Source organism: Serratia sp. szju, assembly GCF_044594185.1.
Classification (GTDB): domain Bacteria; phylum Pseudomonadota; class Gammaproteobacteria; order Enterobacterales; family Enterobacteriaceae; genus Serratia; species Serratia bockelmannii.
This window is the reverse complement of the sequence record NZ_CP172576.1, coordinates 953,823-966,838: the sequence shown is the minus strand read 5'-3', so window position 1 is coordinate 966,838 and position 13,016 is coordinate 953,823. Positions and strand designations below refer to the sequence as shown.

Below are 13,016 nucleotides of genomic sequence, written 5' to 3'. Positions count from 1 at the left end.
GAACGGGGGGAAGGGCGGTTGTAGTTTTTGTGTAGTCGGAAATAGAAAATCGGCTGCGGCAAGGGATGCCATTGATGTATCCCCGATCCCTGTCCGTTGCGCGCAATACCAGCACGATCTCCAAGTCTTACACACTATTGCAAATGCAAATTATTATCAATAGTATTTGGCGTACAGTGCGTTCGGGCGGTGGCCGGCGATAGGGAAAAGTCGACGTTCCCGGTGCCGCCAACTACAAAATGGGTAGGCGTTGTGAATACAGAACTACAGTCAGAAAGCAGCAGATTATTGGCCAGCAGCAATGCGGGCAGTCCAGGGTGGTGGTTGACGGTGGCACGGCGCGGTACGCCATGGGTAGAACCGGCGGGTAACGGCCGGTGGCGCACCACCTTTTTCTGGCGCGATCCTCAGGGATGCGAATTGACCTCCGCCTACCGTCGCGTGTGGATTAACATTAACTGCTTGACCGACCATCACCAGCCGAATCCGCCGCAAAGCCTGCAGCGTTTGGCCGGTACCGACGTGTGGTACTGGCAGACCGAGCTGAGCGGCGCCTGGCGCGGCAGCTACTGCTTTATCCCCTGTTTTGACGAGCGGCCGCCGGCGTTCAGCGGCGACGATGCGCACGCCAACATGCACAACCTGCGCCACTGGTGGCATCAGGTGTTCGCCAGCGCCACCCCCGATCTGCTCAACCCTTATCGCTCCTGGCAAAGCGCCAGCGGCCACAGCGTCTCCGGCCTGCACATGCCGGATGCGCCGCCGCAGCCGGTATGGCGCTCGTTCGACGAGTATGAGATCGCCAGCGGGCGCTGCACGCCGCCGCTGCCGGCGCGTTTGCAGCGCCATACCTGGCGCAGTGAGCGCCTGGGCAACAGCCGCGATGTCTGGATCTACACGACCGGCGACAGTAAGCCGACCGAGCGCCCGCTCGCGATCCTGCTCGACGGCCAGTTCTGGGCGAAGCAGATGCCGGTTTGGGAGCCGCTGATGCAGCTGACCCGCGAGGGGGCGTTGCCGGAAGCGGTGTATGTGCTGATCGACATCATCGATCTGCCGCACCGGGCGCGAGAATTAACCTGCAAGGACGATTTCTGGCTGGCGGTGCAGGAAGAATTGATGCCGCAGCTGGCCGACTGGGCGCCGCACAGCGACAAACCGGCCGACACGGTGGTGGCGGGGCAAAGCTTTGGCGGCCTGGCTTCCCTGTATGCCGGGCTGCGCTGGCCGCAGCGCTTCGGCGCGGTGATCACCCAGTCCGGTTCCTATTGGTGGCCGCGGCGCGACATGCTGCAGCTGCCGAGCATTCCCGACGATGCCTGCTGGCTGATGCAGCAGGTGGAACGGCACGGTTTGGGCAACCACGGCGCGCTGAAGGTATTTATGGAAGCCGGTTCGCAGGAAAAGCTGGTGCACCGGGTCAGCGGCGAAATGGCGGTGCGCCTGAGTGACGCCGGCCATCGGGTGCACTACCGGGTGGTGGAAGGCGGGCACGACGCGCTGTGTTGGCGCAGCGGCCTGACCGATGGGCTGCAGGCGGTCTGGGCTTCCGCTTTCGCCACCGCTTACCCGGCATCGGCGACGGCACGAGGAACACATGATGGAAAGCCTGAATCCGTTCGATGATCAACAGCAGCGCAGCCTGGTGCTGCGCAACGTACAACAACAATACAGTTTGTGGCCGGATTTCCGCGCCATTCCGTCCGAGTGGACGATCGTCTTTGGCCCGGCGGCGCACACCGCGTGCGCCGAATGGCTGGAACAGCATTGGCAAGACATTCTGCCGGTCGCAGCACGCGAGGCGTGACCGGCGCCAGGTAATCACGGGAGCAATAAGCAGTGTCACACACCCCTAACTCTCTCAGCGGCCCGGCGCTTGCGGGCGAATGGCCGTTGGTCGCGGCGCAACCCGGCATCTGGGTCGCCGATCAAATCTCACCGCATCGCAATGCCTACGCGGTCGCACATGCCATCGAACTCAACGGCCCTGTTGCCGTGGAGCCTCTGCTGCAGGCCATCATCCAGGGCCTGAGCGAGGTGGACATGCTGCGTCTGCGTTTTGCGGAACGCGATGGCGTGCCGGTGCAATGGCTAGACGACGCGCTGGCGGTGCACGAGCCGGAACTTGTCGATCTGACGACGTCGCCGGACCCTGAAGCCGCCGCGCGTGCGCTGATGGACATCGATCTGGCGAGCGATCTGCGCGCCGGCAGCGGCGCACCGCTGTATCGCCATGTGGTGATGCGTTTGGCGGATGACCGTTGGTTCTGGTATCAGCGCTATCACCATCTGCTGGTGGACGGTTTCAGCTTCACCGCCATCGCTCGCCGTGTGGCGGCGATTTATACCCACCTTTGCCGCGGCGACGCGCTGGAGCCGACGCCATTTACGGCGTTCAGCGACGTGGTGGCGGAATACCAGGCTTACCGGCAGGCGCCGGCCTGGCAACGCGACGCCGATTTCTGGCTCGAAAAAGCGCGGCAGTTGCCGCCGCCGGCCACGCTCTGCCCGCAGCCGCTGGCTGGGCAAACGCCCACGCCGCGCATCCGTCGATTGGAACAGCGCTGCGATCCGCAGGCCTTCGCCGAACTGGTGCAGTGTGGCGCGCAGCAGAAGTTGAACGCCGCCGATATGGCGGTGGCGCTGGTGGCGCTGTGGGTATCGCGCCTGAGCGGCCAACCGAGCTTCAGCGCCGGTTTTATCTTTATGCGCCGCACCGGATCGGCCGCCCTGTGCGCTGCCGGCCCGGTGATCAACGTGTTGCCGATGGAGATGCACCTCGAGCCGCAGGCCACGCTGTATGAGGCTGCCACCCGCATCAGCCGCGAGCTGAAAACGGTGCGCCGCCATCAGCGCTACGACGCCGAACAGGTGCAGCGCGATCTGGGCCGCATCGGCGACGGCGAACCGCTGTACGGCACGGTCTTCAACTTCAAAATGTTCGATTACCAGCTGGATTTCGCCGGTATCGAAGGCATTACCCACGATCTGGCCTCCGGGCCGGTGCGCGATCTGGAGATTGCGCTGTTTATCGACGAACACCATCAGCTGAAGGTGGAGCTTCTGGCCAACGCCGAGCGTTACAGCCGCCAGGAACTGCAGGCGCACCTGCAGCGGTTGCCGTTGCTGCTGGCGCAGTTCGCCGCGCAGGCAACGTTGCCGATCGGCGAAGCCGATATGCTGACCGCCGACGATCACGCGCTGCTGGCGCGGGTCAACGACACGGCGCACCCGGTGCCGGCGAGCACGCTGAGCCAGTTGCTGGCGCAGCAGGCGCAAACCACGCCGGACGCACCGGCGCTGGCGGATGCGCATTTCAGCTTTACCTACCGCGAAACGCGCGAGCAGGTTACGGCGCTGGCGCGCGAGCTGGTGGCGCAGGGCGTGCGGCCGGGCGACATCGTGGCGGTGGCGCTGCCGCGTTCGGTGTTCCTGTCGCTGGCGTTGATGGCGATCGTGGAAGCGGGCGCCGCCTATCTGCCGCTGGACACCGGTTATCCGGACGAGCGGCTGGCGATGATGCTGGAAGACGCCGCGCCCCGGCTGGTCATCACTAACCCGGCGCAGCAGGCGCGTTTCGCCGACAAGGGCGAAATCTTGCTGTATGACGCGCCGCTGGCGGCCGATCACGCCGCCGGGGTGGCGATCGCGGGCCCGACGCCGGACCATGCGGCCTATATCATCTTTACCTCCGGCTCCACCGGGCGCCCGAAAGGCGTGCTGGTCGGCCATCAGGCGATCGTCAACCGCCTACTGTGGATGCAACACCAGTATCCGCTGGGGGCGGACGACGCGGTGCTGCAGAAAACGCCGTGCAGTTTCGACGTCTCGGTGTGGGAATTCTTCTGGCCGCTGATGGTCGGCGCTCGGCTGGTGATGGCGCCGCCGGAGGCGCATCGCGATCCGCAGCAGCTGCAACAGCTGATCGCACAACACCGCATTACCACGATGCACTTCGTGCCGTCGATGTTGGCGGCCTTCGTCGCTGCCCTGGACGACGACGCGGCGGTGGCGAACTGCGCCGCGCTGCGCCAGGTGTTCTGCAGCGGCGAAGCGCTGCCGGCGGAGCTGTGCCGCCTGTGGCAAAGCCGCACGGCGGTGCCGTTGCATAACCTCTACGGCCCGACCGAAGCGGCGGTGGACGTGACCTGGCATCCGGCCTACGGTGACGCGCTGGCGAAAGTGACCGGCGCCAACGTGCCGATCGGTCTGCCGGTGTGGAACACCGGGCTGCGCATTCTGGACGCGCGCCTGCGGCCGGTACCGCCGGGCGTGGCGGGCGATCTGTATCTGACCGGCGTGCAGCTGGCGCACGGCTACCTGGGCCGGCCGGATCTGACCGCCAGCCGCTTTGTCGCCGATCCGTTCGGCGAGGGCGGGCGCATGTACCGCACCGGCGACGTGGCGCGCTGGCTGCCGGACGGCACGGTGGAATATTTGGGCCGCAGCGACGATCAACTGAAGATCCGCGGGCAGCGTATCGAGCTGAGTGAAATCGATCACGCCTTGCTGTCGCTGCCGGGCGTGCGCCAGGCGGTGACGCACGCGCTGGTGCTGCAGGGCACGCCGGTGGACGCCGGCGGCGATGCGCGCCAGCTGGTGGGCTATCTGGTGATGCAGCCTGGCGCGAGCTGGGATGCGCAAGCCCTGCGCGCAGCGCTGGTCGACCGTCTGCCGCCGCATATGGTGCCGGTGGCGCTGGTGGAAATGAGCGATTTGCCGCTGAGCGCCAACGGCAAGCTGGATCGCAAGGCCTTGCCGCAGCCGCAGGGCGGTGAACGCAAAGCAGGACGGCCGCCGCAGGCCGGGCTGGAAAGCGAGATCGCGGCGGTATTCGCCCGTTTGCTGCAGCGCGAGCAGGTGTTCGCCGACGACGATTTCTTCGCGCTCGGCGGCCATTCACTGCTGGCGATGCGTCTGGCGGCAGAGCTGCGCCGCGATCTGGGCAAGGCGGTGTCCGTCGGCCAGGTGATGGTGGCGTCGCGCGTCGAGCAGTTGGCCGCCTTGCTGGCGGAAGATCGCACGCAGGAAGAGGCCGATCGCAGCGGATTCGACAGCGTATTGCCGCTGCGCGTCACCGAGGGGCCGACGCTGTTCTGCCTGCACCCGGCATCCGGTTTCTCTTGGCAGTTCAGCGTATTGCCGCGCTATCTCGATCAGCACTGGTCGCTGGTCGGTATCCAGTCGCCGCGGCCGGACGGCCCGCTGGCGCTGAGCGAAGATATGGATCAGGTGGTGGATGCCCACCTGCAGACGGTGTTGCAGGTCCAACCGCACGGGCCATACCACTTCATCGGCTACTCGCTGGGCGGCACGCTGGCCCAGGGCATCGCCGCCCGGCTGCAGGCGCGCGGCGAAGAGGTGGCGTTCCTCGGCCTGCTGGATACTTATCCGCCGGAGACCCAAAACTGGGACGTGATGCTGGACGACAACGTGTTGAAGGAAGTGCAGCGCGAGCGCGAGCAGTTTCTGGCGGTGTCGCAGGATACGCTCGATCCGGCGCTGGGCGAGACGCGCACGGCGATGTTCGACAACATCGAAGCCAACTACGCCGATTCGGTGCGGTTGCTGTCGCACACGCGTACCGCCCGTTTCCATGGACAGGCGACGCTGTTCGTCGCCAAACGTACGCTGCAGGAAGGGATGGACGTGCAGCAGACCTGGTCGCAGTACGTCGATGCGCTGCAGGCGCACGAGCTGGACTGCGCGCATGTCGATATCGTTTCGCCGGCGTCGTTCAAAGTGCTGGGGCCGCTGCTGAACCGGATCTTGCGCACGCTGTGATCGCGCCCGTCATCTCGCCGCCAGGCACGGGGATTACCCCGCGTGTGGCGGCGTTTCTTGCGGTTGCTCACAATTGAATATCAATGATTTTTATTATCATTATTGATTTCGTCATCTGTGCTAGCATAGCGGTCCGCAATTGCAGAATCCCCGTTTAAAGATGTGGTGAACAACCGATGAGTAGCAAACCCTCCATCCTGCTTGATTTCAGCCTGTTGAAAACTAACCGGGCTTTCCGCGCGGTGTTCTGCGCGCGCTTTATCTCCATTGTGGCGCTGGGGTTGATGGCGATCGCCATCCCGGTGCAGATCCAGGCGCTGACCGGTTCCACCCTGCAGGTCGGGTTGGCGGTGACGCTGGCCGGCGGCGGCATGTTCGCCGGGCTGCTGATGGGGGGCGTATTGGCCGATCGCTATGAGCGGCGCCGGTTGATCCTGTTCGCGCGATCCACCTGCGGCATCGGCTTCGTCGGCCTGTGCCTCAATGCCCTGTTGCCGTCGCCTTCGCTGGCGGCCATTTATCTGCTGGCGGTGTGGGACGGTTTCTTCGGCGCGGTGGGGGTGACGGCGCTGCTGGCGGCCACGCCGGCGCTGGTGGGCCGCGAAAACATCGTGCAGGCGGGCGCCATCAGCATGCTGACGGTGCGCTTCGGCTCGATTCTTTCCCCGGCGATTGGCGGCCTGGTGATCGCCCATATGGGCATTGCCTGGAACTATGGCCTGGCGGCGTTCGGCACCCTGCTGACGCTGCTGCCGTTGCTGAGCCTGCCGCAGCTGATGCCGCCGCCGCAGCCGCGTGAACACCCGCTGCGCGCGTTGGCGGGCGGCTTCTCCTTCCTGTTCCAGAACAAGGTGATCGGCATGGTGGCGCTGATCGGCGCGCTGCTGACCATGGCCAGCGCGGTGCGCGTGCTGTACCCGGCGATGGCGGAAAGCTGGCACATCGACGCTGCCCACCTCGGTTATATGTACGCCGCCGTGCCGCTCGGCGCGGCCATCGGTGCGTTCACCAGCGGGCGCGTGGCGCACGTGGCGCGCCCCGGCTGGGTGATGCTGCTGACGGCGATCGCGGCATTCGCCGCCATTGGCCTGTTCGGCCTGATGCCGTGGTACAGCCTGGCGTTGCTGTGCCTGGTGGCGTTCGGCTACCTGAGCGCGCTGAACTCGCTGCTGCAATACGGCCTGATCCAGAGCCTGACGCCGGACAACTTCCTCGGCCGCATCAACGGCCTGTGGACGGCGCAGAACGTGGTGGGCGATGCGCTGGGCGCGTTGCTGCTGGGGGCGATGGGCGCCTTCATGCTGCCGGCGATGAGCGCCAGCGGTTTCGGCTTCGGCGCCGCGCTGCTCGGCATCCTGTTGCTGTTCGCCATGACCGGTTTGCGCCAGGTGACGTTGCACAAACCGGAGCCGCAGCCCGCCACAGAAAAGTAGTCGAACGCGTTAAGACAACGCTGTGGGATCAAATAGCAATGCTTATCATCGGCATGCGTAAAACCCACAGCGTTTATGTCATGATTTCGAAATGAAAGAAGTGCTTACGTTTATTGACATAGCAAATATCGGCGAGTAATTTAGCGCGGAATTAACTCAAATGATAATCATTATTATATTGGTTATCACTTCAAAAGATGAGGGCGAAGCGATGGATACTGCCGTGAACGACATCAATCGAAAGGAAATGCAGGAGCGCGAAGAACACCGGTTCGCCGCTGATTTTTCTCCGGCGTCGGGCTTCTTCTTTACCTCCCCTTTCCGCAGCTTGACCACCACCGGTTGTTTCAGCCGCATTCGCCTGCCGGCCGCGGACGGCGCCGATCTTAACGGCGAGTTCCAGCGCAGCGTACGGCAGGCGTTTGCCGAAGCCCGTCAGGCCGGCATCAAAAAACCGCTGCTGTGCGGCGCCATCCCGTTCGATACCCGGCAGCCTTCGGCGCTGTTTATTCCGCAGCAGAGCCGCTGGTTCGATCGCGCCGCTTTTATGGCTGGCATTCGGCCGGCGGCGAACGGCCCTGAACTGGCCGGGGTGACGGAGCTGCCGCCGCAGCAGCCGTTTATGAACATGGTCAGCGACGCCGTCGACGCGATGAAGGCCGGTGAGCTGGATAAAGTGGTCTTGTCGCGCCTGCTGGAGATCGAAACGCGCCAGCCGGTGGATCGCCATGCGCTAATGGCGCGCGTGATTGCCCAGAACCCGCACGGTTTCCATTTCCATGTGCCGCTGGAGCAGGGCGCGCTGTTGGGCGCCAGCCCGGAGCTGCTGCTGCGCCAGGACAGCGGCCGTTTCTATTCCAACCCGCTGGCCGGTTCCGCCCGGCGCGAGGCCGACCCGCAGCGCGATCGCGAAGTGGGGGAGCGGCTGATGGCCTCGGCGAAAGATCGCCATGAGCATCGCATCGTCACCGAAAGCATGCGTGACGTGCTGGCCGGCCGCTGCCGCTATCTGAACGTGCCGCACACCCCTGAACTGCTGACCACCACCACGCTGTGGCATCTCTCCACGCCGATCGACGGCGAGGCGGCGTCTCCGGACGAAAACGCCCTGTCGCTGGCCTGCCTGTTGCACCCGACGCCGGCGCTGTGCGGCATGCCGACGGCCGAGGCGCACGCCCTGATCGGCAAGCTGGAGCCGTTCGATCGCGGCCTGTTCGGCGGCATCGTCGGCTGGTGCGACGACGAAGGCAACGGCGAGTGGGTTGTGACTATCCGCTGCGGCACCGTTGACGGCAACCGAGTGCGGCTGTTCGCCGGCGCCGGCATCGTGGAAGACTCTTCACCCGAATCTGAATGGCATGAAACAGGTACCAAACTCAGCACCATTCTGCGTGCCTTTGGTATGAATCAAGGATAACGACAAGATGAGCATTGCCTTTACCCCCTGGCCGGCGGAGTTCGCCAGCCGCTATCGCGAGCGCGGCTACTGGATTGACAAGCCGCTGACCGAGATCCTCGACCGCCAGGCCAATAACGACGCTCCGGCGATTATCGACGCCCAGGGCAGCCTGACCTACCGCGAGCTGCAGCAGCGCTCCGATCGCCTGGCGGCCGCTTTGCTGCGCCGCGGCGTGAAATCCGGCGACACCGCGCTGGTGCAGCTGGGCAACGTGGCGGAATTTTATATCGTGTTCTTCGCGCTGCTGAAAATTGGCGTGGCGCCGGTCAACGCGCTGTTCAGCCATCAGCGCAGCGAGCTGAACGCCTATGCCGAGCAGATCAAACCGGCGCTGCTGATCGCCGATCGCCGGCACGCGCTGTTTGCCGACGATCAATTCCTGAACGCCTTCCGCGATGCGCATCCTTCGCTGCGTGCCGTGACGCTGCGCAGCCAGCCCGAGGGCGAGCTGGCGCTGGCCGCCTGGCTGGAAGAAGCGAGCGACGGCTTTGTCGCGCAGCCTTCCGCGGCCGATCAGGTGGCGTTCTTCCAGCTTTCCGGCGGCAGCACCGGCACGCCGAAGCTGATCCCGCGCACCCACAACGATTACTACTACAGCATTCACCGCAGCGTGGAGATCTGCCGTTTCGACGCGCAGACCCGCTATCTGTGCGCGCTGCCGGTAGCGCACAACTACCCGATGAGTTCGCCGGGCGTGCTGGGCGTGTTTTATGGCGCTGGACTGGTGGTGTTCGCCGCCGATCCGGACGCCGCGCAGTGCTTCCGCCTGATCGAACAGCATCAAATCAACGTGACGGCGCTGGTGCCGCCGGCGGTCACGCTGTGGCTGCAGGCGATCGAAGAGTGGGGCGGCAATGCCCAGCTCGCCAGCCTGAAACTGCTGCAGGTGGGCGGCGCCAAGCTGGGCGAAACGCTGGCGGCGCGTATTCAGAATGAAATCGGCTGCCAACTGCAGCAGGTGTTCGGCATGGCGGAAGGGCTGGTGAACTACACCCGGCTGGACGACGACGAACGCCATATCCTGACGACGCAAGGGCGGCCGATGTCGCCGGACGACGAAGTGTGGGTGGCGGACGACGACGGCAATCCACTGCCGGCGGGTGAGATCGGGCGGTTGATGACGCGCGGGCCTTACACCTTCCGCGGTTACTACCAGAGCCCGGCGTACAACGCCGACGCCTTCGACGCCGACGGTTTTTACTGCTCCGGCGATCTGATCAGCATTAGCGAAGACGGTTACATCACCGTGCAGGGGCGGCAAAAAGACCAGATCAACCGCGGCGGAGAGAAAATCGCCGCAGAGGAGATCGAGAACCTGCTGCTGCGTCATTCGGACGTGATCAACGCCGCGCTGGTGTCGATGCCGGACGCGCTGATGGGGGAGAAGAGCTGCGCCTATATCATCGCCAACGCGCCGCTGAAGCCGGTGGTGCTGCGTCGCCACCTGCGCGAACAGGGCGTGGCGGACTTCAAACTGCCGGATCGCTTTATTCAGGTGGACAGCCTGCCGCTGACTCCGGTCGGCAAAGTGGACAAAAAACGGCTGCGCGAGCAGCTCGACGCGCAACTACAGACTCAGGCTCAGGGAGATTAATTGATGGCCATTCCAAAACTTAATGATTACGCGCTGCCGACGGCGGACGAACTGCCGCAAAATAAGGTCACCTGGCAGGTAGAACCGCAGCGCGCCGCGCTGCTGATCCACGATATGCAGCAGTATTTCCTCAATTTCTGGGGCGAAGACAGCGCGCTGATCAAACAGGTGGTGGAGAACATCGCCAACCTGCGCCGCTACTGCAAACAGCAGGGCATTCCGGTGTTCTATACCGCGCAGCCGAACCAGCAGAGCGATGAAGACCGCGCGCTGTTGAACGACATGTGGGGGCCGGGCCTGAACAAGCACCCCGAGCAGCAGGCGGTGACCGCCGCGCTGGCGCCGGACGAAGACGACACGGTGCTGGTGAAATGGCGCTACAGCGCCTTCCACCGCTCGCCGCTGCAGGAGATCCTGCAGGAGTCCGGCCGCGATCAGCTGATCATCTGCGGCGTGTATGCGCACATCGGCTGCCTGACCACCGCCATTGACGCCTTCATGCGCAACATCCAGCCGTTCATGGTGGCCGACGGCCTGGCGGACTTCTCGCGCGACGAACACCTGATGGCGCTGCGCTATACCGCCGGCCGCTGCGGCCGGGTGGTGACCACCGCGTCGCTGTTGCCGGCGGCAGGCATTGCCAGCATCGATGCGCTGCGTCAGCAGATCCTGCCGCTGCTGGACGAAGACAGCGAAGACATGGGCAACGATGAAAACCTGATCGATTATGGCCTGGATTCGGTGCGCATCATGGAGCTGGCGACCCGCTGGCGCAAGATCCGCGGCGACATCGACTTTATCGCGCTGGCGCGCAACCCGACCATCGACAGCTGGTGGGCGCTGCTTTCCGAAGAGAAAGCCTGATTTTAATAATGATGAGAGGGCGGCCGCTCGGCTGCCCCGTTGGCTCTATAAGGAGATTTCGATGAATGCTTTGATCACCAAGGGAAAACGCGCGGCATTCCCGCTGATGCTGCTGTCCACGCTGCTGTTCTCCAACTCGTTGCTGGCGCAGACTGCGCCGGAAGTGCTTCGCAAGCCGGTTGGCAAGGGCGCCTATGAAATGGCCTACAGCCCGAGCGAGAACGCGCTCTACCTGGCGACGTCGCAGAGCCGCAAGCTGGACAAGGGCGGCATCGTCTACCGTCTGGATCCGACCACGCTGGACGTGACCCAGATTATTCATAACGACATCAAGCCGTTTGGCGCCGCCGTCAACGCTAAAACCGGCACGCTGTTCTTCGGTAACACCGTCAATAACTCGGTGACCGCCATCGACGCCAAGACCGGCGAAGTGAAAGGCCGCCTGGTGCTGGACGCGCGCCAGCGCTCTGAGACCGTCAAGCCGCTGGCGCCGCGCGAGCTGGTGGCGGATGCCGACAGCGATACCCTGTACATTACCGGGCTGGGTGAATCCAGCGTGGTGTGGGTGGTGGACGGCAAGGATCTGACCCTGCGTGCCACCGTGACCGACACCGGCAAATACGGCACCGGCCTGGCGCTGGACGCCGCCGCTAAGCGCCTGTACGTCACCAACGCCGACGGCGAGCTGGTGACCATCGATACCCAGAGCAACAAGGTGCTGTCGCGCAAGAAGCTGGATGAGGCTAAAGAGCACTTCTTCCTGAACATCAGCCTGGATACCGCCACCCATCGCGCGTTCATCACCGATTCCAAGCAGCCACAGGTGCTGGTGGTGGATACCCGCAGCGGCAACATCCTGAGCAAGATCGACGTGCCGGAATCGCTGGCGGTGCTGTTCAACCCGGCGCGCAATGAAGTTTACGTGACCCATCGCCAGGCGGGTGAAGTGAGCGTGATCGACGCCAAGAGCTACAAGGTGCTGAACACCATCAAGACGCCGACCCACCCGAACAGCCTGGCGCTGTCGCCGGACGGCCAGACGCTGTACGTTAGCGTCAAGCAGGCTTCCAGCCGCGAGAAAGAAGCGACCGCGCCGGACGACGTGATCCGCGTAGCGCTGAAATAATCCCGCGCAGGGTAAACCCCCTCGAACAGGCGAAGCGGCTACGCTCCGCCTGTTTTTTTTTCGCCGTGAGATCTGCGGTATAAAGTGTGGATTGCCTTATTGATCCGAAGGAACGTGGGTTATGCCTGCCTCACGCACACCGCTGTTGTTGTCCGTTATCACCCTGCTGCTGCTGGCCGCGCTGATCCACAGCGGCATCAGCCCCTACGATCGCACCACCTGGTTGATGGAGGTGGCGCCGGTATTGATTGTTTTGCCGCTGCTGTGGCTGACCCATCGCCGTTATCCGCTGACGCCGCTGCTCTACACGCTGATTTTCTTCCATGCGCTGATCCTGATTTTCGGCGGCATGTACAGCTACGCTCGCGTGCCGCTGGGCTTTGAGGTGCAGCAGTGGCTGGATCTTGGCCGCAACCCGTACGACAAACTGGGGCATTTCTTCCAGGGATTGGTGCCGGCGCTGGCGGCGCGCGAGATCCTGCTGCGCGGCGGTTATGTGCAGGGCCGCAAGATGCTGGGCTTCGTGGTGTGCTGCATCGCGCTGGCGATCAGCGCGGTGTATGAGTTGATCGAGTGGTGGGCGGCACTGGCGCTGGGCCAGGGCGCCGACGAGTTTCTCGGCACCCAGGGCGACCCGTGGGACACGCAGTCCGATATGTTCTGCGCGTTGCTCGGCGCGATAGCCGGCCAGTGGCTGTTCGGTGGCTGGCAGGGTAGGCAACTGCGGCGTTTAAAAGAGTAAGCCTTGTTGCGTTA

The 13,016-nt window shown here is 64.1% G+C and carries 9 protein-coding genes; all 9 read left to right on the top strand.

What is annotated here, in order from left to right; all coding sequences use genetic code 11:
* The first annotated feature begins 252 nt into the window (after positions 1–252).
* The 9 genes from fes (at position 253) to RE418_RS04650 (ending at position 13,002) form a co-directional block, all read left to right on the top strand.
* A complete protein-coding gene (gene fes, locus RE418_RS04690) occupies positions 253–1,626 on the top strand; it encodes an enterochelin esterase (RefSeq protein ID WP_075200634.1) in 1,374 nt (457 codons plus the stop codon).
* Positions 1,601–1,807, top strand: coding sequence for an MbtH family protein (locus RE418_RS04685; protein WP_025304965.1), 207 nt, complete (start codon positions 1,601–1,603; stop codon positions 1,805–1,807). The genes fes and RE418_RS04685 overlap by 26 nt, the downstream gene beginning before the upstream one ends.
* A 32-nt stretch (positions 1,808–1,839) precedes the next feature.
* Positions 1,840–5,784: an enterobactin synthase subunit F gene (locus RE418_RS04680; protein ID WP_089181550.1), complete on the top strand. Its 3,945-nt coding sequence runs from the start codon at positions 1,840–1,842 to the stop codon at positions 5,782–5,784.
* Between the two features lie 176 nt (positions 5,785–5,960).
* The gene (gene entS, locus RE418_RS04675; RefSeq protein ID WP_089181551.1) at positions 5,961–7,217 is read left to right on the top strand and encodes an enterobactin transporter EntS; all 1,257 of its coding nucleotides are present in this window, start codon (positions 5,961–5,963) and stop codon (positions 7,215–7,217) included.
* A 211-nt stretch (positions 7,218–7,428) separates the two neighbouring features.
* Positions 7,429–8,634 carry an isochorismate synthase gene (locus RE418_RS04670; protein WP_089181711.1) on the top strand — a complete coding sequence of 402 codons (1,206 nt, stop codon included), beginning with the start codon at positions 7,429–7,431 and terminating at the stop codon, positions 8,632–8,634.
* A gap of 7 nt (positions 8,635–8,641) precedes the next feature.
* The gene (locus RE418_RS04665) at positions 8,642–10,270 is read left to right on the top strand and encodes a (2,3-dihydroxybenzoyl)adenylate synthase (RefSeq protein ID WP_399675875.1); all 1,629 of its coding nucleotides are present in this window, start codon (positions 8,642–8,644) and stop codon (positions 10,268–10,270) included.
* 3 nt (positions 10,271–10,273) lie between these two features.
* Positions 10,274–11,134: an isochorismatase gene (locus tag RE418_RS04660; protein WP_004930014.1), complete on the top strand. Its 861-nt coding sequence runs from the start codon at positions 10,274–10,276 to the stop codon at positions 11,132–11,134.
* Positions 11,135–11,195: 61 nt separating this feature from the next.
* Complete coding sequence (locus RE418_RS04655; RefSeq protein WP_043142387.1) at positions 11,196–12,260, top strand: YncE family protein; 1,065 nt, start codon at positions 11,196–11,198, stop codon at positions 12,258–12,260.
* Positions 12,261–12,381: 121 nt separating this feature from the next.
* Positions 12,382–13,002: a DUF2238 domain-containing protein gene (locus tag RE418_RS04650; RefSeq protein ID WP_049204134.1), complete on the top strand. Its 621-nt coding sequence runs from the start codon at positions 12,382–12,384 to the stop codon at positions 13,000–13,002.
* Positions 13,003–13,016: the final 14 nt, after the last annotated feature.